The following is a 24,626-nucleotide window of genomic DNA, read 5'->3' as shown; positions in this document are numbered from 1 at the left end:
CATGGGCCGAAAAACCAACACATATTCGATGGAGAGAATTATGGACGGAAATGACATAGGCAAATGTCCAGTCATACATGGCAGTACCGCGCTTGGCACGCGCTCGAACCGTGACTGGTGGCCAAACCAGCTGAACCTGAAAATCCTGCACCAGAATTCCTCCCGTTCCGATCCGATGGGAGAGGCATTCAGCTATGCTGAAGAGTTCAACTCGTTGGATTTCAAAGCACTCAAACAAGACCTTTACGACCTCATGACTGACAGTCAGGATTGGTGGCCAGCGGACTATGGTCACTATGGCGGGCTTTTCATTCGGATGGCCTGGCACAGTGCCGGGACCTATCGCACTGGCGACGGACGCGGCGGCGGCGGCACAGGTCAACAACGGTTTGCTCCTCTGAACAGTTGGCCTGACAACGGAAACCTCGATAAGGCGCGACGGCTGCTGTGGCCGATCAAGCGGAAGTACGGCAACAAAATCTCTTGGGCAGACCTGATGATCTTGGCCGGAAACTGCGCCATTGAATCGATGGGCGGCAAAACATTCGGCTTTGGCGGCGGCAGGCCGGATGTCTGGGAACCCGAAGAAGACGTCTATTGGGGCACTGAATCCGAATGGCTGGGTGAAAAGCGCTATTCCGGAGATCGGGAGCTGGAAAATCCGCTGGCTGCCGTGCAGATGGGCCTGATCTATGTGAATCCGGAAGGACCCGATGGCGAGCCCAATATTCTGGCCTCCGGCCGCGACATCCGCGAAACATTCGGTCGAATGGGGATGGATGACGAAGAAACCGTGGCTCTGGTGGCTGGTGGCCATACATTCGGGAAAGCCCATGGTGCAGGAGATCCGGCGCTCGTTGGCCCCGAGCCTGAAGGCGCGCCGATCGAAACCATGGGTCTGGGCTGGATCAATGCATATGGGACCGGCAAAGGGGATGACACCACTACCAGTGGCATCGAAGGTGCCTGGACGGCAAATCCGACGAAGTGGGACAACGGCTATTTCGATCTGTTGTTTGGCTATGACTGGAACCTGACCAAATCACCGGCAGGAGCATGGATTTGGGAACCGGTTGGCGTGACCGACGAAGATATGGCCCCGCAGGCACATGATCCGTCGAAAAAAGTCAAAACCATGATGACTACGGCCGACATGGCGATGCGTATGGATCCGATCTACGGCCCAATCTCGCGCCGCTTCCACGCCAACCCGGAAGAGTTTGCCGAAGCGTTCGCACGCGCGTGGTTCAAGCTTACTCACCGCGACATGGGGCCAAAATCGCGCTATTTGGGCGAAGAAGTTCCTGCTGAAGATCTGATCTGGCAAGATCCGATCCCGCCATCGGAAACCAAACTGTCTGATGCCGATGTTGTTTCGCTCAAGGCAAAAATCCTCGAATCCAGCCTGTCCGTGTCCGACCTGGTCAAAACCGCCTGGGCTTCGGCTTCGACGTATCGCGGTTCAGACCACCGCGGCGGCGCCAACGGTGCACGCATACGGCTGGAACCGATGAACCGCTGGGAAGCCAACGATCCGGAACAGCTTGGGCGTGTGTTGCAAGTGTTGGAGGGCATCCGCAATGAATTTCCGCGGCCCGTCTCGATGGCGGACCTGATTGTACTGGGCGGTTCTGCTGCAATCGAAAAGGCAGCAAAAGACGCGGGGCACGATGCAACCGTTACGGTCACACTGGGCCGGGGCGATGCAACGCAAGATCAGACTGACCCCGAAGGCATGGCTGTTCTGGAGCCAATTGCCGATGGCTTCCGCAACTACCAGAAAGCCGAATACTCGATCTCGCCCGAAGAGTTGTTGATCGACAAGGCTCAGTTGCTGGGTCTCTCCGCGCCCGAGATGACAGCTTTGATCGGTGGCTTGCGGGTGCTTGGCGCGAACCAGGGCGGGGCGACCCATGGTATGCTGACCGAGCGTCCCGGCAAGTTGACCAACGACTTTTTCGTCAATTTGTTGGACATGGGAACCGAATGGACACCGGCGTCGGGTTCATCGAACATTTTCGAGGGTCGCGACCGGGCAACCGGGACCGTCAGGTGGACCGGGACTCGGGTCGATCTGGTTTTCGGTTCCAACTCGCAACTTCGGGCAATTGCCGAAATCTATGGGCAGGACGATGGTCAGGCCCGGCTTGTGACCGATTTCATCTCAGCCTGGACCAAAGTGATGGATGCGGACCGCTTCGATATGAAATGACAGTTCCAAGCCCGTGATCCAAAAGGCGCGGCGGTCAACCGTCGCGCCCTTTTTCCATTACTACTGACGCCGCGGATGCGGCATAAACGAATGGTTCGAGCCCCCAGGTTCGGACGTTGTTAGTCCGTTTTGATCTGGACGCATTTCGCTGACCTACCTATCACTTGATTTCGCTATTTCCTCGGAGAAGCCTGATGTCCGCCACGCGTAACGTTCTGTTCATCATCATTGACCAACTGCGAGCGGATTGTTTGAGCGGAGAGTTGGCCCAGCACGTCGATCTCCCGAACCTTCGCGCGCTCATGCAGGACGCGGTGAGTTTCGATCGACATTTCTCGGTCACCAACCCCTGTGGGCCATCGCGCGCATCCATCCTGACCGGTCAATACGCGATGAACCACCGATCAGTGCGAAACGGCACGCCATTGCGCCATGACATACCCAATCTGGCAACTGAGATGCGCAAGGCAGGACTGCTGCCAATGCTTTTCGGGTATACCGACACCTCTTCAGATCCACGTGTCCACCACCCCAACGACCCGGCGATGAAGACCTATGAATACCCAATGACTGGTTTTCACGAGATGACCGAGATGCGGCTTGAAATGTCGTATCCATGGCAATCGCATTTGATCCAGCAGGGGTACGAATTCGAAAAATACTGGGATGTATACAAGCCGATTGCGCCAGATGGCGGCAAACCACGCCTGAATGACCCCGCTCTCTACTCAGCTGAAGATAGTGATACTGCGTTCCTGACGAATTCTTTCCTTGGCAAAATCACAGCGCATCACGGCAAAAGCTGGTTCGCCCATCTAACTTATATCCGTCCTCACCCACCACTAGTCGCTCCCTGCCCCTACAACCGTATGTACAATCCGCAGTCTTTGCCTTTGCCTAAAAGGTTGACATCTGTCGAACAGGAATGCGCGGTTCACCCGTTCTTTGCTCCGCTCATAAAAACCAGTTCTATCGAGACATTTGTCGAAGGGTTCCCCGGGCTGGAAGCAACGGACGAAAATATCCAGACGCTGAGGTCGATCTATCTTGGTCTGGCAACCGAGGTCGATCACCATATCGGCCGGGCAATTCAGCATCTCAAGGATAGCGGTCAGTATGATAACACACTTCTGGTCGTAACGGCGGACCACGGCGAAATGTTGGGTGATCACCATTCATGGGGAAAGATGACTGTTTATGACGCTGCGTATCAGACACCACTCATCATCCGAATGCCGGGAAACAAAGCCCGAGCTGGCAAGGTTGTTTCCGCACCAACCGAGACCATCGACATAACGCCGACCATTCTCGATTGGATCGGTTGCGACATTCCCAATTCGATGGATGGGCGCTCTCTAATTCCGCTGATGAACGGCGATGTGCCAGATGACTGGCGTACCTACACGTTCAGCGAACTGGATTTTTCCCAACCTTCAAAGCCGACAGAATGGGAAAAAGCGCTGGGGACCAATCCATCGAATTCCTGCCTTGGTATCTTGCGAGACAATAGATTCACGCTTGTGGAATTCGCCGCCGACCTGCCGCCAATTTTGTTTGACCACTGCGGAAAAGGCGAATTTGAGAATGTGGCCGGCAAACCCGAGTACGCGAACGACCTTTCCCGCCTGACCCGGCAAATGTTGCGGCACAGGATGCAGAACATGGATCACACATTATCACTGAACACAATTTCGGCCATGGGACCGCAATCGAGACGCCGCTATATCTGAGGTTCCCTGTCGAATTGTAGCGAACCGCTTTCGGCCCTGTCCATCGATTCCGTTAGCCCAAGATCGGCCAAGACAGGGCCGTATTCTTGTCGTGATAGGTCACGTGCTTGCTCACCTGCATATGGAATGATCACGCGGCCCACACAGCTTAGCGATGCCGTACGCAAAAGTTCGGACGGCAACTGGTCGGGTGCCGCGAGGCGAAGAACATCAGGCCTGAAATCTGTAAGATATGCGGCAAGGCCCGAAGCCTGCCCTTGCCGGTCAGCCTCAAAGGACAAAAACCCATCGCTGAATTTGAGGCGCGACGAATTCTCCAACCCGTTGCGCCGCGCGATTTCTCTGGCCGCCCTGACAAGGCCTGACCGGCAGTCCTGCGCCATTATAACCAGTTTCGGAAGATCACGACTGGCTTTTAGGGGAACAAAACCCACACCGCTCCCGATTTCGAGGAGCCGCGCGCAACCATCGAGGTAACCCCCGATATTTCTGGCGTTCCGCCGATCGAACCTGCCCGCAACAATGGAGTTGAGAGCCTCGGATGAGAATAGCCCCGGATCGGCTGGCAATTCGATGTCATGGTTCAAAAACCACTGAGTTGATGCAGCTGTGGAAAGACGCGCATCTTGTCCCACGTAGGGCGATGCGACCGTTTGGAAATCTGTATTTGCTTCTCTGGGTTTTTCAAATTTTTCAGTCGCCGTTCTTTCCACGCGGCTCATCATCGCCGCTATCTTGGCCGGGTCGCGAGGCTGCGGCGGTTTGGCCACCACCTTGGCAATCGGTGTCTTACCCGCCTCAATCAATTCGTTTTTCAGGCCTTGGTATTCGGGCGTCTGTTTATACGCATCGAGCCGCGTCTCAATTCGATCCAACGCCGCCTCGTGCAACGCTCGAAGCACGGGATCCATGAGGAGAGCCTGCATGATCTCCCGCCCGAGAGGTGCATGGCGCAGAATGGAGCGATCCTCGACTTCATTGCGATCCTGTAAGGCCCAATAGTCGGAATTGTACTTGTCTTTTTTGTTGTTGACGTTGCCTCGAAATTTTCGAACGGCATATGCATCCACAGACTTGACCGCGTAGTGGTTCATTTGTGCCCATTCATAGCCGAGCGTGCGTCGGATGGAGCGCCAACCTCGAAATTTGAAATAGTCTTCCATCGAAAGACCAGAACCGTTCAGCCACTTCACCGACTCTGGGAAACCAGTTTCAAGATGCTTGTTCTTGATCGAAGGTCGATGAATACCAAGTTTCCAATACTCTGGATCGAACTTGAACAAGGTTTTGACCCCCCAACCCTTATTCCAAAGGGGCGGTGCCGCACGCAGGTATTGTTCTGTCACCGGCTTGCGCGACCAATCAACCACACCACCTGAGCCGAATATTCGCCAGGTGATCACAATGCCATTCGCTCCTTTTTCCACGGCGTCGGAAATCAATCCGTCAAGATTTCCGGATGGATGGTTGATGCACAAGAACTCATCAGCATCGAAAACCAGCAACCAATCTGCGGCCTGAACCAAGGGCTCGGCCTGCGCATGTTTCAGCGCAGATGGCTGCGGCTTGACACCATCAGGAATGACGTTGTGCCGGTGATAGCCCAGACCAAGCTCCTCCAGACGCTGAAGCATTTCCACCGTTCCGTCAGAGCAATCATTGGTATAGACGAGAATATCAGTGAACCCGACTGCCAGGTGATGCGCATACCACTCCAACAAATACGGCGCTTCGTCTTTCATCATAGATACTGCCATGATGGTGCCGTTGGGGCTTTTGCGTTTTCGCAGCTTTTCAAGAATGCCGTGTTGGGCGGGCATGTTTCGTCCTGTGTTGCCTGTGGTCGGTCGTCAGGTCCCGATATACGTGCAGAAAGAACAGACTACCATTGTTGGACACGATTTGACTGCTGAGATGCAATTCGCCTTTGCATCCTCAAGCCAAATAAAGGACAACACACATAAAATACCGGCAAATTCTATCGAGGAAGCAGACTTGTCCGAAACTCGCCGCCCCGTTGCCTCTCTGTGGATCGGAGAGAGCCTTCACTATCTCAATCAGTTATGCCTGAAATCACACTTGCGTCACGGCCATCCGGTGACTCTGTATTGCACCGAAGACGTAGTCAATGCACCCGAAGGTGTCGAGATCAGGTCCGCTTCCGAGATTATGGATATCGATATGTCGGTGGTCGAAGCGACGTCCGCGTCATTTCTTTCGAACGTCTTCCGCTACAAGATGATCAAAAAGACAGGCGCCATCTGGATCGACTGCGACGCTTACTGCCACAAACCTTTTCCGGACGAATGGGAGTGGATCTTTGCCGGTCATGGGATGCGCGGTGCGCTGAACTGCGGGGTTGTCGGATTGCCGCAAGAGTGCGAGTTGATCGACCAACTTTTGGACTATTACGAGAACTTGCCAGATTATCCTGCTTGGTGGGGACAGAGCCAGCGCAAGAAGATGGACCGGCAAAAGGGTCAAGATCCCTTGGCTGTTCGCATTTACAAAACCGAACGCACGGCATTTGGTCCACAGGCATTTACGCATTACGCAAAACAAACCGGCGACTTTGATCGGGCAATGACGCCAGATGTGTTGTATCCTGTGCCGTTTCAACTGAACGATATCTTCTACGATCCGCATGGTAGAGTCGAAGGGTGGTTCACGGAAGATACCGTTTCCGTTCATCTTTACACAAATGGCACCAAACCCTGGTGGCGCAAACACGCGCCACTCAAGAACTCTTACGCTTGGCGCATGTGCCGCGAGGTCGGGATCGATCCGAAACAAACTCTAGGTGGGTGAGGAGGTCACGTCAGCCCCAGAAATTGTCCAATCATCTAGGAGTAACTCAGACATCGCCGTTTCAGCATGTGAACTCTAGCCGCGACGGCGACAACCCAGTACTACCTGATCTGCTCAGCCTGATCCCTCCGAATGAGCCGATCGGCACAGTGACTGCTGATGGCGCCTGCGACACACGCCGATGCCACAACGCCATCATCGAGCGCGACGCTGTTCGAATCTTTCCGATCCGCAAGAACGGGCGCTTGCTTAAGGAAGACTGTCCTGCGGCAATTGCCAGAAACAAAAAACCTGCGCGCAACGCTACATTACGGGCGGGCATTCTGGAAGCGCTGGACCGGATACCATGTCCGCAGCAGGATCGAGGCGAGGATGCGCCGCCTGAAGGCCTTCGGCGAGCGCATCGCGGCAAGAGACCCAAACCGCCAGACCGCAGAAATCCGCATCCTCATCGCCCTCATGAACCGCTTCAACGCCCTCAGAATCGCCGAGATCAAACGCGTGGCATGACGTCGGCGGGGTACGGGTCTTCACACCTCAAACGCGAGTTACGCAACAACGCCAGTCAGAGGACTGCACGACTTTTTGTTGACTAGCACAAAAGAGCCACGCTAGAGTACAGGTATGAACAGGTTTGAACATGATGACACAGGGATATCTCTGATCGGCGCATCCAAGTCGGTCAAGATTGCCCATCGTCTGGAAACGGATATCAGATCTGGTGCGCTCAGTCGGGGTGATCCGCTGGCCAGCGAAAGCGCACTTGTGAAGAGATTTTCGGTCAGTCGGAATACGATTCGCAAGAGCCTGGAAATTCTCAGCAATAAAGGCCTGATCACCACCAAGAGCGGTATCGGGTCCTTCGTTACCTTCGGCGGCAAGACAATTGATGATCGTTCCGGGTGGAGCGTTGCTCTTGCGTCGGGAGATATTCACCTGGAAACTCGCGTTCTGGTGCTGGACCGTGGATCCATGGACATCCCCGATGCGCCCGTCGAAGCGGGTTCGGATTTTCTGGTCGTCGACCGATTGAGGTACCAGGTCCATACAAGACAGGGCGTGTCGCTGGAGCGCAGCCGGATTCCATGGCGGGACAGTTTCTCGCATGTTTTGGATACCGGGCTTAAGAACGGGTCGTTGACTGAATTGCTTAGATCCAAAGGACTAGTGGTTGCGGGCGGGGACGAATGGGCCGGAGTATTGCCCGCACTTTCCGATATGGATGCCCGAGTCATGGGGCGTAATCCAGGTGAGCCAATGCTGCACTTACGCCGACTGACACGAGCCGCAGACGGGTCGATCATTGAATTTGTCGAAAGCATATTGGACCCAGTGATGTTCGGTCTGCACATGGAGTTCTAGTTGACAACAATGCCGGTAAGCTCTGACATTCAGTACGATCGCGCTTGTGGGGCTTTGGCCGGGATGGCGATTGGTGACGCGATGGGCATGCCGTCTCAGACACTGAGCCGTGCGGATATTCTTCGTCACTACGGTGTGATCTCAACTTTTATTGCTCCGTTCCCGGATCACCCGGTCTCGCACGGGCTCAAAGCAGCGCAGGTTACAGACGACACCGAACAGGCGTTGTTGCTGGCACTCAGACTGATTGAGGATGGTGGTCAACTAGACGAACACCGTTGGGCCAACGACCTCCTCGCATGGGAAGCCGATGTTCGCAAACGAGGGTTGCGCGATTTGCTGGGGCCGTCGTCCAAGGCTGCACTCGACGCAATCATTTCAGGCGCCTCTGCTGACGAGACCGGGCGCAATGGGACCACCAATGGCGCGTCGATGCGCATTGCACCAGTCGGTATTGCAACACGTATTGCACCTGAAGCCACCTTTCTGGATCGTGTCGAACTTGCCTGCCGAATGACCCATAACACTGGCGAAGCAATTGCCGCCGCTGCGGCCGTTGCAACAGTCATCAGTTGCGGCATCGACGGGATGTCATTTGACCGGGCCATAGCGCCGGCGTTACGCGCCGCCGAAGCGGGTCAAAGGCGCGGATATGCAGTTGGTGAAAACGCCATGGCCGAAAAGATCGCTTTGGCACTGGAAGCAGCAAAGGATGGACTTTCGTCCGAGGCCTTCGCCGAGCGTATTGGAACGTCCGTTGCCTCACACGAATCTGTGGCGGCAGCATTCGGTGTGGTTTTGCTGGCAAATTGTGACCCATGGGAAACTGCGAAAATTGCCGCGAATATCGGAGATGACACCGATACGATCGGTGCGATTGCCGGGGCAATGGCAGGTGCCTGTGTCGGGCAAAGCAGGATCACGCAATTCGCCATCGAAACGGTATTTGCGGCAAACGAGTTGCCGCTGGAACAAATTGCGCGAGATTTGTTGTCGCTGCGTGCCAATTGCGATGGCTCGGCGTTCGAAAATGCGGAGATGGTCCAATGACAAACCGGCTATTGCAAATGTCAGGTGTTGTCGCCGATCTTCTCTACGAGATCGATCATGTCCCTGCCGCGGGCGAAGAGGCGATCGTACGCGGCTTTTCGATCAAACCCGGCGGTGGCTTCAATGCCATGGTTGCCGCAAAGCGCACGGGCATGATGGTGTGTTATGGCGGAACCATCGGTTCGGGACCTTTTGCGCAGTTAGTCCGCGAAGGGCTGAACGCCGAAGGCATTCCGTTCTTGCGCAGCCAGGATCTGACGAGGGATCAAGGCTGTTGCAGCGTCCTGATCGACAGTGAGGGCGAACGCACCTTTGTCGCAAGCGATGGGGCCGAGGGGCACGTGACCACCGAGGACCTGGAACAGATTGGATTTGCCGAGTACGGGTGGACGTTGCTATCGGGCTACGCCCTTCATTATGCGGGTTCGCGTGCGGCCCTGCATCATTGGCTTCTGACGGAAGCCATTATTCCAAACCTGGTGTTTGATCCGTCCCCGGTCGTGGCGTCGATCCCACGCGAAATTCGCGACGCGGCTTTGGACCGGGCGTATTGGGTCAGCACAAATGCCCGCGAGGCCGCGATTCTGACCGGCTTGGGTGATCCGACCGAAGCCGCCCTTTCCATTGCGAAATCACGCCCGGCAGACGGCGGTTGCGTGGTGCGAAACGGATCCGAAGGGTGCCTTATCGCCACCGGTGACACCGTGGAACATGTCCTGCCCTACCGCGTCCGGGTTGTCGACACAAATGGTGCTGGAGACGCCCATATAGGCAGCTTCATCGCCCGCTTGTCTCTTGGCGACACGCCCTCACAAGCCGCCAGATATGCGAATGTGGCGGCGGCTATTTCAGCGACACAAAAAGGCCCGGCAACAACACCCAGCAGTGTGGTGGTTGCCGAGGCGCTGAATAAAAAAGAGGCCTGTTGATCGAGAGAATTCTCAATTGCGAATGACTGGGAGGTCAAAATGAACAAACATATCTTATTGGCTACAACCGCCGTCTTTGTTGGTAGTGCCGCCATCGCCGATGAAATTCGGGTTCTGAACTGGCAGGGCTATGGCACCGATCTGGATTGGGCGGTCGAGGCATTCACCGATGCCAGCGGTCACACTGTTGTGCACGAGTATTTCAACTCGGAACAGGAAATGCTGACCAAGCTGCGCACCAACCCCGGCGCTTATGATGTCGTGCTGATCAACGCGGCATTTACACCGCAGGCGCAAGAAGAAGGTCTGATCGGGCCTGTCGATGTTGCACTGGTCGAAAATCTTGCGGACGTACCTGAAAACCTGAGCGGCAACCAGGACCTGAATGCCGGTGGGGCACTGCATGGAGTTCCATGGACCTGGGGTCTGACATCCTTTGCTGTCAATACCGGCGAGTTTGATGAGTTGCCGGACTCGATCGAAGTATTCTGGGACAAGGCGCATGAGGGCAAAGTCTCGATCCGCGACGATGCGCTGGAGGCGGTGCAATTCGCCGCTATTGCCACTGGTCAGGACATCAACAACATTGCCGATTTGGATGCCGTCGAGGCCAAGCTTGCCGAGTTGATGCCACAGATAAAAACCTATTGGGGATCCGAGAACGACTGGAACCAGTTCATGGCCGCCGGTGATTTGGATGTGGCGACTTTCTGGTCCGGATCGGCCAGCCGATCGATGGCTGCCGGTCTGCCGGTGCAGTTCATCGTGCCAAAAGAAGGGGCAATCGGCTGGCTGGACGGACTGTCTGTTCCCAACTCGTCCAACAAGAAAGAGGCAGCGCATGCCTTTATCAACTGGATGATCGACCCAGAGTTCTACGTGAAATGGGCCGTTGATGGTGCTCCTGCATCGGCCAATGCCAAAGCGGCTGCGGCTCTGCCCGATGACGCCTTCAACAAACAGGTTCTCGGAGACCCCGAAGTTGTTGCCCGCGTTCAGTTCCAGCGCCCGGTCTCGGATGAGACTCGCGAGAAATACCTTGAACTGTGGCAAGGTCTAAAGGCCGCCCAATAAACTGCCAACTCTCAGGGGAGTGTTTCTGGATGTCCGATGTTCTTGCCAAACAGGAACGACTGAAGATCTTCAGCCTGCTCTCCCCTGCATATCTTTGGCTGACGGTGGCTATCTTCTTGCCACTGTCAGCCATGCTCTATTTCAGTTTCCTATCCGATGTACCGTTTGGTGATGGAGAGTGGTTCCATACGACGGAAAACTACCAGGCCTTTTTTCAAACTTCGACTTATGCCACGCTGTTATGGAAGTCGCTTAGGCTTGGTCTGACGGTGACCGCGATTTCTGTGCTGGTCGGGTTTCCCTGCGCCTATGTCTTAGCCAAGGCGATCAAGGGCCGGTCGCGCGAGGCGCTGTTTCTGCTGGTCATTCTGCCGTTCTGGTCCAACTCGCTCGTGCGCATCTTTTCCTGGGCCATTGTGTTACGCGGCAACGGTGTGCTGGATCTGGGCCTGAATGCTGTTCTTCCCTTCGAAGTGGATGTAAACTTGATGTTTTCGACCCCGGCCATCGTGATCGGGCTGGTTCATTCCTATCTGCCCTATGTTATTCTGACTTCGTATCTGGCGCTTCAGGCCATTGACGACACTCTGATTGACGCTGCCCGATCCATGGGCGCGGGCAAACTGACCATCCTTTGGCGCATCATTCTGCCACTGTCTCTTCCCGGGTTGATGGCCGGAGCGGTGCTGATCTTTGTTCCGGTGGTTGGCTCGTTCATGGAACCCCGCATTCTGGGCGGTCGGGTTGGCACCTATTTCGGTACGGTGATTGAAGATCAATTCGTGGCTGTGTTCAACTGGCCGCTTGGGGCCGCTCTTTCCTTCATCCTGCTTGCCGTGGTGCTGTTGATCCTTGCCTTGGCAAGCCCGGTTCTGAAAAGGGCACAAACATGAGTGGCCGATTTCTGACAGTTTTGGGGAAGGTCTGGCTGGGGCTGATCCTGTTTTTCCTCTATGCGCCAATCATCGTCATGGCGATCATGTCCTTCAATGCCTCACCTTATTATCAACTACCGTTCGAGTTCTCGCTCAGGTGGTACGAGGATTTGTCTGGCAATGGTCAGATTATCGATGCCGCAGCTCGGTCAGTGCTGATCGCGCTTGTGACCACGGTTGTCGCGACAATTCTGGGCACCGCTGCATCTGTTGCCCTGTTCCGGTTCGACTTCCGGGGCAAGCGGTTCTTGCAGGTCATGCTGTTTCCACCCATCGCCATTCCGTGGCTGATCACCGGAACGGCGATGCTGATCTTCTTTTTTGGCGTTGGTCTCGGACGCGGCACCCCTTCCGTCATTATCGGCCATGTAGCGCTTGCCCTGCCCTACGTCATTGTTGTCGTCAGTGCTCGATTGGCCACATTTGATGCCACGCTGGAGGAAGCTGCGCGGTCGATGGGCGCCGACGCCTGGACGGTGACGCGCCGCGTGACTTTACCATGGATTTCTTCCGGCGTGATCGCAGGCGCGTTGTTCGCTTTTGCCGTCAGTTTTGACCAGTTTGTCGTCTCGTATTTCCTGTCAGAACCGGGTGACAGCACGCTACCGGTGCTGATCTACACGTCGATCCGCAAGGGATTCACACCAGAGATCAACGCGATTTCCACAATCATTATTGTTGTTTCCATGGCCGTGATGCTGTTTGCCGCGCGGTTCTCAAACTTCGGAGGAGAACGCTGATGGCCGAGGTTTCTGTCCAGAATGTCACCAAGTCATTCGGACCGCTCAAAGCGCTGAACGATGTAACGATGGATTTCCCTAATGGCGGCTTTTTTGCACTGCTCGGGCCATCGGGCAGCGGCAAGACCACGCTGCTGCGCGCCATTGCCGGTTTCATCTTCACTGACGCCGGATCGATCCGTATCGGCGATACATCGGTCGAACATATTCCGGTTGAAAAACGCGATATCGGCATGATGTTCCAGAATTATGCCCTGTTTCCCAATATGACCGTCGCAGACAATGTCGGGTTCGGGCTGCGTGTGCGCAAAGTCGGTGCGATCGAGGAACGCCGGCGCGTTGGCGAAGCGCTGGATTTGGTTCAGCTGGGCCAGCACGGAGACCGCAAACCGCATCAGCTGTCCGGTGGCCAGCGCCAGCGGGTCGCACTGGCCCGTGCCATAGTGACAAACCCCAAGGTTCTACTGCTCGACGAACCCTTATCGGCGCTGGACAAGTCGCTGCGCATCGACATGCAGATCGAACTGAAGCGTATTCAGCGCGAAATCGGCATCACCACCATATTCGTGACCCATGATCAGGAAGAGGCGCTGACCCTATCCGACAAGATCGGCATCCTTCGGCAGGGAGAGATGATCCAGGCCGGCGCTCCGCGCGAGGTTTACAGCAATCCAACGGATGTGTTCACCGCTGAGTTCTTGGGAGAGGCGAATTTTCTTTCGAAAGATGGTAAGGGGATTTTTAGAGTGGAAGGAGCGGACATCAAATTGCCGCCCGGAACTGCAGCAAATGCCACTTTGGCCGTTCGTCCCGAAAACATGAGCATTCTGGTGGACGAACCACAAGGGGACAACCTGTCAAAGATACCGGCAATTCTGGAACGTCGGATCTTTGCCGGGGCGATGGCAACCTGCATTGCGCGATGCGGAGGGCAGGTATTCAAAATAATCGCCCGCGATCAGGATATTCCCGAACTCAAGGAGGAGGCTCAGGTCTGGCTGAGCTGGGACCCCGAGAAGACAATTGTCGTTCCCGGTTAGGGGTTCAGTGAACTGATGTAAACTAAGGGTATTGCCAAGTTGTACAGGCTGAGTGATCCAGCTATGTCGCGCTAATGAACATCCCACCGATCATGCCATGCCTTAGAGGCTTTCGTTTTCATCGTGAGATCATTGCTTATGCGGCTTGGGCTTACCATCGCTTTGCGTTGAGCACAGCTGACGTCGAGGGTCTGTTGGCTGCGCGGGGCGTTATCGTCAGCCGGGAAGCAGTTCGGCTGTGGGTCAATCGCTTTGGTCTACACTTTGCAGATTGCATCAAGCGGGATCGTCCACAGCCGAATGACAAGTGGCACATGGACGAAGTCGTGATCATGATCCGTGGCAAGAAGCACTGGTTGTGGCATGCGATCGCCGCCAATGGCGACGTGCTCGACATTCTCGTGCAAACTCGCCGAAATGCCAAAGCTGCAAAGCGCTTCTTCAGAGGGCTGGTTGCCAAATTCGGCGAACCCAGAGTCGTCATCCCCCCTCTCGTGACATTGCATTCGCAATGCACTGCCGGACAATGGATAAACTATGCAGCTATATCAAACCGATGAAAACACTGGCGCCGGACGCTGACCATCGTACCCACAAAGGTCTCAACAACGCGATCGAAGTCTCGCACTGACCAACCCGCAAAAGAGAGAAGCTATTCGGCAAGTTCAAGTCTCACCTGCAGGCTCAGAGATTTCTGTCCGCGCATGACCAAATCAACCTGATCTTCCGTCCCCGCCGATATCAACTCAACGCAAACTCATACCGCCACGCTCGTTCCGACGCCTTCAACCTCTGGAACGATTGCACTGCGGAAATGACAGCCTGAACCTGCCTTCGCCAATACCTTACATGCTTAGGTCAATAACTTGGCAATACCATCCGATCAGGCGGTAGCTCCTTTCAAGCGAATGACTGTGCCCAGGCTCCCGGCGCAAATACCGACGACAATTGCGATCCCCAGATCGACGGTATCAACACGAGAAAACTGGAAACCTGCAAAAACCAGCGTCTCGGCAATACCAACAACGCCACCCATGACAGCACCTAACCAAAGTTGTCGGGTCATCATCCCCAGCGCCAGGCCCAGAACGCCCGGCAAGCTGAGGATATTGCTACCGATGTCTCCCAAAATTTCTAACATGTCTCGCCCCTTCTCAGTCTGTCCGCGTGTCCAGATATGACTTGATCTGGTCGCTTTCCGCCGAAGCTTGTTGATGGATCAATCCGCCAGTTTCCGAGTTCAAAACTTCAGTAACCTTCTGGTACTCCTCAAGATAGCCGGGCGGAAGATTGTGAGCGATGCCTTGGTGGCAGTCGATGCAAGTCATGCTGTTGTCGATTGCGCGTTGGTGTTCCGAGGCGGCGCGGGTTTCCTGGATGGTGAAATCCATATAGTCGAAGTCATGGCAGTTCCGGCATTCCCGGCTGTCCGACGCCTTCATCTTCTTCCACACGGCAGACGCCATGCTCAAACGGTGATCTTCGTATTTTTCGGGCGTGCTTATCGTTCCGGCCAATTCGTGATAGACGTCTTTGACCGCCATGACTTTAGCCTTGATCTTGTGGCTCCACTCGTCCGGCACATGGCAGTCCGAGCAAATTGCGCGCACACCGGAGTGGTTGTTGTAGTGGACCGTCTCGCGATATTCGCCCAGGTTGGTTTCCATCGTGTGACACGACGTACAGAATTCCTCGGTATTGGTCAGTTCCAGCGTCCAGTGAAAGCCGCCCCAGAACAAGATACCTGCCAAAAAGCCGGCAAGGATCAGAAAGCCCGAGCTGAACATGACGGCCGGTGTCCAGAACCCGTTCCATAGACGGCGGATCCAACCGCGTTTTTCAGGGGAGTCTGCCATTTCAGTGCTCCTTTCAATCTTGCGTTGGATTAGTTGTCTGAGGACGGCTGAAAGACATTGTCAACCAACGCCGGAGCATCTGCTTGCGGCACATGACACTGGTTGCAGAAGTAGCGTGTGCCTGCAATCCGATCCAACTCGTTGCCCTCGCGGTCCAGATAATGGGTCATCGACAAGGTTGGGGCGTTTCGTTCGCCAGCCTTGGTCCAGTCATGACAGGCTAGACATTGGTTGGTGCGTAGGTCGATCTGGTATTGCTCAACCGAGTGCGGGATCAACGGCGGTTGCTGGCGATAGTTGCGCTGAATGCGCCCTTCGACATTGCGATGGACCTGATCAAGTGGAACCGGTTCGTTGACATCGGCGCCGCGCAATGTGTCGACCGACTGTGCCAGAGCATATCCGAGACTTCCAACGAGGGCTGCGACCGCGAGGGCGCTTGTAAGTGCTAAGGTTTTCATTGAGTTTCTCCGTTTCTTGCTTAGGCCGCGCGACCGGCCTCGGATGGGTTGTGTTTCTGGTTGCGCCGCTTTGGACGGGCCGGGCTTGGCCTGGGGTCGAAGCGATGGGTGAATTGAAAGACGTCGGGCGCGCAGACATCGATGCAGCGACCGCAATTCGTGCAATCCGGGCTGAGGATCAGAGGGGTCGAATCTTCATCTCCTCTCAGAGCGGGCGTGATAACCTGCATTTCAGGACACACGGCAAAACAGTCCATGCAATCGTCGCATGCGGCACGGTTTAGTGCTGATACCCGCAACAATGATTGCGCTCCCAGCAGCCCATAAAATGCACCGACGGGACAAAGGTGACCACACCATCCGCGGCGGGACACGATCAGGTCAAAGACAAAAACCGCAATGACGAATGCCCAGGCAAATCCTATGCCAAAGATAAGACCGCGATGCAGCATCGAGACTGGATTTACCAATTCCCATGCAATCGTGCCGGTGGCGAGCGACACCGCAAGCACCATGGCGAGCACATAGTATTTCGTGCTTCGCTTGGGCTGCCAGCCCTTTTGAAGCCCAAGGCGATCATGCAACCAATGCGCGGCGTCGGTCACAGGATTGATCGGGCACACCCAACTGCAATAGACGCGGCCACCGATCAGTGCATAAACGGTGCCGACAACTAGCGCGCCGACCAGTGCAGTTGCCTCGGGCCAGTGAAATGCGAGCATCGACTGGACGGTCACGAACGGGTCGGTTAGCGGCAACACATCAAAGGTCAGCGAACTTGCGAGGTTTCCCTTTACCCACCAGATGCCGAACCATGGCCCCATCAAAAAGATATACAGGAAGAAAAACTGTGCCGTTCGCCGCAATAGAAGGTATTTGTGCGCGTTCAACCAGCCTTTTTCGGCTATGGCCTCGTGGCCAACGGGGCTTTGAGTTCTTTCGCTCATTGCCCTGCCCCCTCGGCGCCCGGAATTGAAAAACTGGGTTTGAACCCGCCTTCCATGCTGGGGTCTGGGATCGGTTCGGACAGATAGCCGCCCGGCGCCACAAGGTTGTCGGTGCCTGGCCCCGGCAGGCGGTCCGGTAGGTCGATCAGGTCATCGACCAGCGGATTTTGTTCTTCCCAACCCAGTCTGTAGTGTTCGGCAGATTCAGCGGTTGCCAACCGACGCGGCAATACCTTGATCGCCGCTTCTTCCGGTAGCACACAGGCTTTTTCGCATTTTCCGCAGCCCGTGCACGCGTCCGAGTGGACAACCGGCATGAAAATGGCGTGATGCCCGGATCGCTCGTTGTGTCGAACCTCCAGCGTGATCGCCTTATCGATCACGGGACAGACGCGATAGCAAACATCACAGCGCAGACCCAACGCATTCAGGCACCGTTCTGTGTCGATCAGAACAGCAAGGCCCATATCCGCGTCGTCAATATCGGCGAGTTCCTTGTCGAGCGCACCTGTCGGGCAGGCGGCAACACAGGGAATGTCTTCACACATCTCGCAGGGCACATCGCGGGCAATAAAAAATGGAGTACCTGTCGCGGCCCCGTCGACGCCAAGTTCGGCTAGTTTCAGCGTGTCATAGGGACAGTCCCGGACACATAAACCACAACGGATACACGCGGCCAGGAAGTCTTTCTCTGCCAAAGCGCCGGGCGGGCGCAGCGCCTGTGCCGGAAGCGCGCCGGCGTCCGTAGCCAGATAGGTCAGGCCAAGCCCACACACCGCGCAACCCGCAGTCGCACGGGCAGCATCCTGCAAAAAGCGGCGCCGGTCCACAGACCTGAGTTGACGGTTGGAATTGGCGGGCATGACCCTGTCCCTTGCTTTCGGTCGTTAGACGGAGCGCTTATGCGCGCTCCACCTTGCAGGCACATTTTTTGAAATCGGTCTCCTTCGAGATCGGGCAAGTGGCGTCCAGCGTCAACTTGTTGATCAACTGGCCTTCGTCGAACCACGGAACGAACACGACCCCGCGCGGCGGCTTGTTGCGACCACGGGTTTCGACCCGGCTTTGCATATCGCCACGGCGGGACGAGATGGTGATCTCCTGCCCACGCCGCAAGCCGCGATCCTTGGCATCGTCAGGGTGCATATACACCACCGCCGATGGGAACGACCGGTGCAGTTCCGGCACCCGGCGGGTCATCGAACCGGAGTGCCAATGCTCCAGCACGCGACCGGTCACGAGCCATAGGTCGAATTCTTCATCCGGCATTTCCGCTGCAGGCTCGTAAGGCGCGAAGATGATGTTCGCCTTGCCGTCCGGCTTGCCGTAGAATTGAACGCCCTTGCCCTTTTCGACATAGGGGTCATACCCCTCGCGGAAGCGATAGAGTGTTTCCTTTCCATCCACCACAGGCCAGCGCAGACCGCGAGCCTGGTGGTATGTGTCAAAATCAGCGAGGTCATGCGCCTTGCCGCGGCCGAAATCGGCGTATTCTTCGAACAGACCTTTCTGCACGTAGAAACCAAAATGCTTGGACTCGTCGTTGTTGAAACCTTCGGCGGTTTCTGTCAGCGGATATTTGTTGACCTTGCCATTCTCGTACAGGATTTCATACAAGGTCTTGCCGCGATACTCGGGCTTCGCCGTCACCAACTCTTCCGGCCACACTTCTTCGACCTTGAAGCGTTTTGAGAATTCCATGACCTGCCAGACGTCCGAACGTGCCTCACCCGGTGCATCCACCTGCTGGCGCCAGAACTGGGTCCGGCGCTCAGCGTTGCCATAGGCGCCTTCCTTTTCCACCCACATCGCAGTCGGCAGGATCAGGTCGGCGGCAAGCGCTGTGACGGTCGGATAAGGATCGGAAACGACTATGAAGTTGTCCGGGTTACGGTAGCCCGGCAGCCCTTCTTCCAGCATGTTGGGGGCGGCCTGCATGTTGTTTGTGCATTGTACCCAATAGGCGTTCAGTTCCCCGTCCTTGAGCATGCGATGCTGCAACACGGCGTGATAGCCCGGCTTTTCCGGAATAGTGCCTTTGGGCAGGCCCCACTTGGCCTCAGCGATGTCGCGGTGCTTTTCGTTCATGACCACCATGTCCGCGGGCAGGCGGTGGGCAAAGGTTCCGACTTCACGCGCTGTGCCACAAGCCGAAGGTTGACCGGTCAACGAGAAGGGGGAGTTGCCTGGCTCGGAGATTTTTCCGACCAGAAGGTGCACGTTGTACATCAGGGAGTTCACCCACGACCCGCGAGTGTGCTGGTTGAAGCCCATGGTCCACAAGCTCATCACCTTGCGGTTCGGATCAGCGTATTGTTGCGCCAATTGCTCCAGCTTTCCTGCTGGGACTCCCGACAATTCCGAAACTCTTTCCACGGTGTATTCGCTGACGGCTTCGGCATATTCCTCGAAACTGATTGGCGTAAGCGCACCGTGCTTGCCTTCATGTGACGGGTTCGCCGCGGCCTGTTCCAGTTCATGTGTTGGGCGCAGGCCATAACCGATATCGGTTGCTGTTTTGGTAATGTTGACGTGGTTCTTGACGAATTCTTCGTTCACCGCGCCGTTCTGGATGATGTAGTTGGCGATATAGTTCAGGATCGCCAGGTCGGTTTGCGGTGCAAAAATCATGCCGTTGTCGGCCAGCTCGAACGACCGGTGTTCGAATGTCGACAAGACGTGAACCTGACAGCCCGGTTTGGTAAGGCGGGTGTCGGTCAAACGCGACCACAGGATCGGGTGCATCTCGGCCATGTTCGATCCCCAAAGCACGAAGGTATCGGCGTGCTCAAGATCGTCATAACAGCCCATCGGCTCGTCAATGCCAAATGTACGCATGAAACCTGCCACTGCGGATGCCATGCAGTGACGCGCGTTCGGGTCAATGTTGTTCGAACGCAGGCCGGCTTTCATGAACTTGGCGGCGGCATATCCTTCCCAAACCGTCCACTGTCCGGAACCGAACATGCCGACACTGGTCGGCCCTTTCTTGGCTAGTGCCTCTTTCCACTTCTCGGCCATAATGTCGAAAGCTTCGTCCCAGCTCACAGGCTCAAACTCGCCTTCCTTGTCGAACACACCGTTAGATTTGCGCAAAAGCGGCGTGGTCAAGCGGTCCTGCCCATACATGATCTTGGACAGGAAATAACCCTTGATACAGTTGAGGCCGCGGTTCACCGGTGCTTCGGGATCTCCTTGAGTTGCGACCACGCGGCCATCTTTGACGCCAACCAGAACGGAACAACCTGTCCCACAAAAACGGCAAGCGGCCTTGTCCCAGCGGATATCCGGGCTCGGAAGTTGCGCCGCTGCCTTTTCCGGCAGGGTAATGCCAGCCGCCGAAGCGGTGGCAAGGGCAGCACTTGTTTTCAAAAACGCACGGCGGGATGCGGAAGCGGTCATCGATATGGTCTCCCAGTGTTCAGTGTTGGGTCTGTGAAGCGCTGTCAGATTCAAGCTCTTCAAAATGGTGATAAGTCAGCGTGACATTCAACACGCCGGGAATTTGGTGCAGGGCCATGATCTGATCCGAGGCCCGTTGGGTTTCGGTATCCTCGATGGTGACCACCACACGTCCGTCTTCATGCGCATGCACCTCGCCCCCTTCAGTCGCATCGATTGCTTCAATGACGCTTCGGGTCATGGCTGGCATGGTATGCACAAGGCAGCCGCAGATGTTTGTCATTGGCGGTTCTCCTGGCCGGTTTGAGAATGGACAAGCGAAATTGCGTCAGCCGGGCACGCCGAGACGCAAGCGCCGCATCCTGTACAGGACGCATCGTCGATCAGCGGCTCGGCGCTGCCGCCGACACGTAGCTGGAACCGGATCGCGGATAGTTCGCAATGATCCTGGCATATACGGCAATTCACGCGGTTCAGCGACAAGCAGGTGTCGGATATCGCGACCCGCCATGGCCACTCCATATCCGGTTTAAGTGCACCCGGTTTGCAGGCATCGACGCACTCGCCGCAAAACGTGCAGGACCTGCGGCTGACGTCAACAACGGGAAACCCGTTTTCACCTGCTGTGATAATCGCTTGTGGACAAACCGCCGCGCAATTGCCGCAGCGCGTACACGCCTCCAAAAACGCCATATCGGCCCCAGCGCCAAAAGGGCGCGGAACAGGCGCGGAGTTCATACTTCCGCGCAGAAAATTGCGTCTCGTCGCGTGGCTGGTCATTGTCTTCGGCTCGCGCCAGATTGGCTCTGCAATCGTCTCTTACTCTGCCAGCATGTGCCAAACTTTGACCGAGATCAACTGATTGGGGTGTGTCGCAATCTTTGTACGAAGGCCGACGAGGATTTACTACGGGGCTTTGGCGATCAACGTCCGGCAAGTCAGCAAGTGAATGGCCACTGAAATAGTCCCGTGTCGACGTTGTGTTGAGAACATAATTCCCTTTCGACACGGTTACAGTGGCGATGATGACGCGCGGTATGGACGCGGCGAACAGTTTTCTTTTCAGCGCTGCCGATCTGGAGGAGCGTTCCCCGGCGAGGCAGGTAAGAATCGATTGCGCTTGCAGAGGGACGCAGTCCGACATGTGGTGATGCCGCGTGTTGGCACACAAATTCGGAATGGGCATTTAGTCTACGGTACCCCGTCAATAGTGCAAATTGACAATTTGACTGTTCCCTTTTGGCCGCGCGTTTTCGGGATCAAACTGGCAAAGCGGACCTACGATTGCCTTGGTGACTTCACCCGAAAGCAACACTTCCACTTCCGTAAGCACGCCTGCATATGCCGGGTCAACGTAGGCCATGGCGAGGTTTCTGCCAGTGCGGTAGCCCCACGCGGATGAAGTAATCGACCCGATTGGCGCGCCATTCACAAATACGCCTTCACCCGGTTGTGCTGGTCCGTTGTCATCGTGGATTTCAAGCATGACCCGTACTTTGCGATTTCCGATACTCATCTGCTCAAGAAGCCCGGACTTTCCGGGGAAATCCTTGGACAAGTCGACAAAACGATGCAGCGCCGCCTCAATCGGATTGAATTCGGTGATAAAGTCACCCTTCCAATGGCCATGACCTTTTTCCAGTCGCATCGAGTCAATTGCAAACATACCGAAATGCGACAGGCCGAATGCTGCACCGACTCTGGTCAGAATATCATACGCGGGGTAGAGTTGCGTGTTGGGGATATGCAATTCGAACGCTTGCTCTCCCGAATAGCTGATCGCGATGGCCAAAGCCTCGATATATCCGATAAAGACACGCTGCGCGCTTAACCACGGAAAATCGGCTTGACCCCATTTTGTGCGCGGCGACGCTACAGCCAACAAATCACGGGCTTTTGGGCCAGCAATCACAATCATTGTGTGCGTGTTGGTGCGACTCTCGATACAAATATCTGATGCTTTGGGCAAACGTTCGGTCAACCAATCCATATCGTGATACTCAGCCGCGGCAGCAGAACCATAAAACACGCTCCCATCTGACAAAGGTACAATCGTGGCCTCGCCTGCGATATTGCCCTTTGATGTCAGGAAGTAACACAAACTGGCCTTTCCGATCTTTTCTGAAACCCTGGAGCAGGTCAGACTACTCAACCAATCCAGCGCGCCGGCTCCAGTGATGCGGTAGTGGTTGAAACCTGAAAGCTCTGCCAGTCCGACGTTGGTACATAGCGCCTCGATTTCACGCCCCACAATATCGTGCCAGTTCTGAAAAGAATAACCGTATGAAGTTTTGAAAGCTGGGTCCTGTTTATAGAACTCTGCCCGCTCCCAGCCATTTACGACACCAAATTCCGCACCTTTGGCCTTCAGCACCGGATAAAGTGGTGACGCCTTGGCCGGGCGACCGGCCGGGCGATGCTCGTGCGGCAGATGCCAGCGGAATTCGTGCTGGTAATCCTCGATGGATTTCAGCGCAGTAAACTCAGTGTTGGCAAAACTAGTGAGACGGCGCGGGTCGAGTTGCCAAGTATCCCATTCCGTTTCCCCGTGCACCATCATCTGTGCGAGCATTTTGCCATAGCCACCGCCTTCGCCAATGCCCACGCGCAGTCCGTTCATCGACCAGCAATTTCGGAGGCCTGGTTGCTTTCCGACCAGTGGCCCTGCATCCGAGGCATAGGTGATTGGCCCGTTCACCACCGACTTTATGCCAACATCTTTCAAACACGGAAGGCGGTCAAAAATCGGCTCCATCTTCGGCAAGAGACGATCCAGATCATCCGGGCAAAGCGCATTGACGAAATCAGGATCAATTCCGTCCATCCCGAATGTCTTACAGTCATGTTCATAGATTCCGACAAGAAGGCCATTCTTTTCTTGTCGCATATAAAAAGTGTCACGCGGACAGCGCACCATAGGGACGCGCGTCTCGCGCTCAACCAGTTCAGGGATGTCTTCGGTGACGAAGTACATGTGCTCCATCGCAATGACTGGATACGCGATCCCCATCAATGCACCGACCTCATTGGCGCGATAACCCGCAGCAACCACGATATGCTCGGCGGTGATCGTGCCCTTGCCTGTTGTCACTAACCATTCACCGTTAGGCTTTTGTTTCAAGGCAGTTACGGGGGCGTTGCGGTGAATCATTGCGCCCGCCTTTCGCGACCGGGCCGCCATGGCTTGACACAGCTGCGCCGGGTCGATGTCGCCGTCGCGTTCATCCCACATCGCAGCAAGGACACCATCAGTGTTCAGCAAAGGATTGCGCCGCTTTGCTTCAGCCGCATCCAGCAGATCAAATTCAATACCCAGCCCCTTGGCCACCGACATGATGTGAAGCACTTCATCCACATGAGTTGGGTTGGTCAGGAGGCGCATACCACCTGTTCCATGGTGATAGTTGATTGGATATGCCGGATCGTCAGCCAGTTCCTTATAAAGCTTGATTGTGTAGTCTCGCAGGAGCAGCAGCAGCTGGTTGAACGCCACGCTGGGACATTGCGCCGCCGAATGCCACGTTGTGCCGCTGGTCAACTCGTTTCGTTCCAGCAAGACAGTATCGGTCCAACCTTCCAGACAAAGGTGGTAAAGCGCCGACAGTCCACCGACACCTCCTCCAATAACAACCACACGAGCATGGCTTTGCACAAGTTATCTCCAGTACTTCTAAGTTTACTAACAAATATCCGCCAAATACTCTCGACTACAAAACAGGATTTATGGAATAAGTATGCCGAAAATAGTGAGTTACGAGCCGGCATGGATTGGACAAAACTGTCCGTCGCCAGGGATTTTGGGACAGATGGCGGCCTGAGCTAAGCGAGGGTCTGGTCGCGCCCGAAGTAGACATCGGTCGGGGTTAGGTTTTGTGGGCTCTCGTGATATCGTCGATGGGGTATTGCCAAGTTATTTGATGCGATGCGCAAAATGTTGTCTCGCAGCCATCAGGCTGCCATCTCAGCAGTGTGTTTGACGTCAGCGCCAATGGGACAGTTTAGGTTGATTTGATAAGGGAGGGTTTCTGGCTCATCGTAACCATCAAGGAGTGGAGATGAGACAGAAACCCGGAACCAAGC

At 55.6% G+C, this 24,626-nt stretch carries 20 protein-coding genes and 2 pseudogenes; 12 read left to right on the top strand and 10 right to left on the bottom strand.

The window, feature by feature from the left end:
- Nucleotides 1–40 precede the first annotated feature (40 nt).
- Both katG and AC2FNB_RS06650 read left to right on the top strand, forming a co-directional pair.
- Nucleotides 41–2,212: a catalase/peroxidase HPI gene (gene katG / locus AC2FNB_RS06655; protein ID WP_496745243.1), complete on the top strand. Its 2,172-nt coding sequence runs from the start codon at nucleotides 41–43 to the stop codon at nucleotides 2,210–2,212.
- A gap of 194 nt (nucleotides 2,213–2,406) precedes the next feature.
- Nucleotides 2,407–3,942: an alkaline phosphatase family protein gene (locus AC2FNB_RS06650; protein WP_496745241.1), complete on the top strand. Its 1,536-nt coding sequence runs from the start codon at nucleotides 2,407–2,409 to the stop codon at nucleotides 3,940–3,942.
- On the opposite strand, the gene AC2FNB_RS06645 is transcribed toward AC2FNB_RS06650, so the two are convergent.
- Nucleotides 3,933–5,684 carry a glycosyltransferase family 2 protein gene (locus AC2FNB_RS06645; protein WP_496745239.1) on the bottom strand — a complete coding sequence of 584 codons (1,752 nt, stop codon included), beginning with the start codon at nucleotides 5,682–5,684 and terminating at the stop codon, nucleotides 3,933–3,935. The two genes, AC2FNB_RS06650 and AC2FNB_RS06645, sit on opposite strands and share 10 nt — an antisense overlap.
- A 253-nt stretch (nucleotides 5,685–5,937) precedes the next feature.
- Between AC2FNB_RS06645 and AC2FNB_RS06640 the strand changes: the two genes are divergently transcribed.
- From AC2FNB_RS06640 to AC2FNB_RS06595, 10 genes and pseudogenes are all read left to right on the top strand, one after another.
- Complete coding sequence (locus AC2FNB_RS06640) at nucleotides 5,938–6,750, top strand: glycosyltransferase family 32 protein (protein WP_496745237.1); 813 nt, start codon at nucleotides 5,938–5,940, stop codon at nucleotides 6,748–6,750.
- Between the two features lie 77 nt (nucleotides 6,751–6,827).
- A pseudogene (locus AC2FNB_RS06635) lies at nucleotides 6,828–7,260 on the top strand (transposase); the annotation flags it as partial.
- A 114-nt stretch (nucleotides 7,261–7,374) separates the two neighbouring features.
- Nucleotides 7,375–8,112, top strand: a complete 738-nt coding sequence (locus AC2FNB_RS06630) for a GntR family transcriptional regulator (protein WP_496745235.1) — start codon at nucleotides 7,375–7,377, stop codon at nucleotides 8,110–8,112.
- Nucleotides 8,113–8,121: 9 nt separating this feature from the next.
- Nucleotides 8,122–9,162 (top strand): ADP-ribosylglycohydrolase family protein, encoded by a 1,041-nt coding sequence (locus AC2FNB_RS06625; RefSeq protein ID WP_496745280.1) that lies wholly within the window; start codon nucleotides 8,122–8,124, stop codon nucleotides 9,160–9,162.
- On the top strand, nucleotides 9,159–10,091 hold the full coding sequence (locus tag AC2FNB_RS06620; protein WP_496745234.1) for a PfkB family carbohydrate kinase: 933 nt from the start codon (nucleotides 9,159–9,161) through the stop codon (nucleotides 10,089–10,091). The genes AC2FNB_RS06625 and AC2FNB_RS06620 overlap by 4 nt, the downstream gene beginning before the upstream one ends.
- A 39-nt stretch (nucleotides 10,092–10,130) precedes the next feature.
- A complete protein-coding gene (locus AC2FNB_RS06615) occupies nucleotides 10,131–11,165 on the top strand; it encodes an ABC transporter substrate-binding protein (protein ID WP_496745232.1) in 1,035 nt (344 codons plus the stop codon).
- 29 nt (nucleotides 11,166–11,194) lie between these two features.
- Nucleotides 11,195–12,058 carry an ABC transporter permease gene (locus AC2FNB_RS06610; protein WP_480750824.1) on the top strand — a complete coding sequence of 288 codons (864 nt, stop codon included), beginning with the start codon at nucleotides 11,195–11,197 and terminating at the stop codon, nucleotides 12,056–12,058.
- Nucleotides 12,055–12,840: an ABC transporter permease gene (locus AC2FNB_RS06605; protein WP_480750825.1), complete on the top strand. Its 786-nt coding sequence runs from the start codon at nucleotides 12,055–12,057 to the stop codon at nucleotides 12,838–12,840. Before AC2FNB_RS06610 ends, AC2FNB_RS06605 begins: the two co-directional genes overlap by 4 nt.
- On the top strand, nucleotides 12,840–13,880 hold the full coding sequence (locus AC2FNB_RS06600; protein WP_496745229.1) for an ABC transporter ATP-binding protein: 1,041 nt from the start codon (nucleotides 12,840–12,842) through the stop codon (nucleotides 13,878–13,880). Before AC2FNB_RS06605 ends, AC2FNB_RS06600 begins: the two co-directional genes overlap by 1 nt.
- Before the next feature lie 74 nt (nucleotides 13,881–13,954).
- A pseudogene (locus tag AC2FNB_RS06595) lies at nucleotides 13,955–14,706 on the top strand (IS6 family transposase).
- A 57-nt stretch (nucleotides 14,707–14,763) separates the two neighbouring features.
- Here AC2FNB_RS06595 and AC2FNB_RS06590 read toward each other — a convergent pair.
- From AC2FNB_RS06590 to AC2FNB_RS06550, 9 genes are all read right to left on the bottom strand, one after another.
- Nucleotides 14,764–15,021 (bottom strand): hypothetical protein, encoded by a 258-nt coding sequence (locus AC2FNB_RS06590; RefSeq protein WP_480750827.1) that lies wholly within the window; start codon nucleotides 15,019–15,021, stop codon nucleotides 14,764–14,766.
- Nucleotides 15,022–15,034: 13 nt separating this feature from the next.
- Nucleotides 15,035–15,736, bottom strand: a complete 702-nt coding sequence (locus AC2FNB_RS06585; protein ID WP_480750828.1) for a NapC/NirT family cytochrome c — start codon at nucleotides 15,734–15,736, stop codon at nucleotides 15,035–15,037.
- A 29-nt stretch (nucleotides 15,737–15,765) separates the two neighbouring features.
- A complete protein-coding gene (locus tag AC2FNB_RS06580; RefSeq protein ID WP_480750829.1) occupies nucleotides 15,766–16,197 on the bottom strand; it encodes a nitrate reductase cytochrome c-type subunit in 432 nt (143 codons plus the stop codon).
- Nucleotides 16,198–16,217: 20 nt separating this feature from the next.
- On the bottom strand, nucleotides 16,218–17,144 hold the full coding sequence (gene napH / locus AC2FNB_RS06575; RefSeq protein ID WP_496745226.1) for a quinol dehydrogenase ferredoxin subunit NapH: 927 nt from the start codon (nucleotides 17,142–17,144) through the stop codon (nucleotides 16,218–16,220).
- Nucleotides 17,141–18,007, bottom strand: a complete 867-nt coding sequence (gene napG / locus AC2FNB_RS06570; protein WP_496745225.1) for a ferredoxin-type protein NapG — start codon at nucleotides 18,005–18,007, stop codon at nucleotides 17,141–17,143. Before napG ends, napH begins: the two co-directional genes overlap by 4 nt.
- Before the next feature lie 37 nt (nucleotides 18,008–18,044).
- A complete protein-coding gene (gene napA / locus AC2FNB_RS06565; protein WP_496745224.1) occupies nucleotides 18,045–20,546 on the bottom strand; it encodes a nitrate reductase catalytic subunit NapA in 2,502 nt (833 codons plus the stop codon).
- 19 nt (nucleotides 20,547–20,565) lie between these two features.
- Nucleotides 20,566–20,829: a chaperone NapD gene (locus AC2FNB_RS06560; protein ID WP_480750833.1), complete on the bottom strand. Its 264-nt coding sequence runs from the start codon at nucleotides 20,827–20,829 to the stop codon at nucleotides 20,566–20,568.
- Entirely contained in the window at nucleotides 20,826–21,239 is a 414-nt protein-coding gene (napF, locus tag AC2FNB_RS06555; protein WP_496745279.1) for a ferredoxin-type protein NapF, read from the bottom strand. Before napF ends, AC2FNB_RS06560 begins: the two co-directional genes overlap by 4 nt.
- A gap of 511 nt (nucleotides 21,240–21,750) precedes the next feature.
- Nucleotides 21,751–24,198: a GcvT family protein gene (locus AC2FNB_RS06550; protein WP_496745223.1), complete on the bottom strand. Its 2,448-nt coding sequence runs from the start codon at nucleotides 24,196–24,198 to the stop codon at nucleotides 21,751–21,753.
- Nucleotides 24,199–24,626 lie beyond the last annotated feature (428 nt).

Source organism: Ruegeria sp. BHSB058, assembly GCF_059613285.1.
The sequence above is the reverse complement of the archived record's forward strand: the minus strand, read 5'-3'. Positions and strand labels throughout refer to the sequence as shown.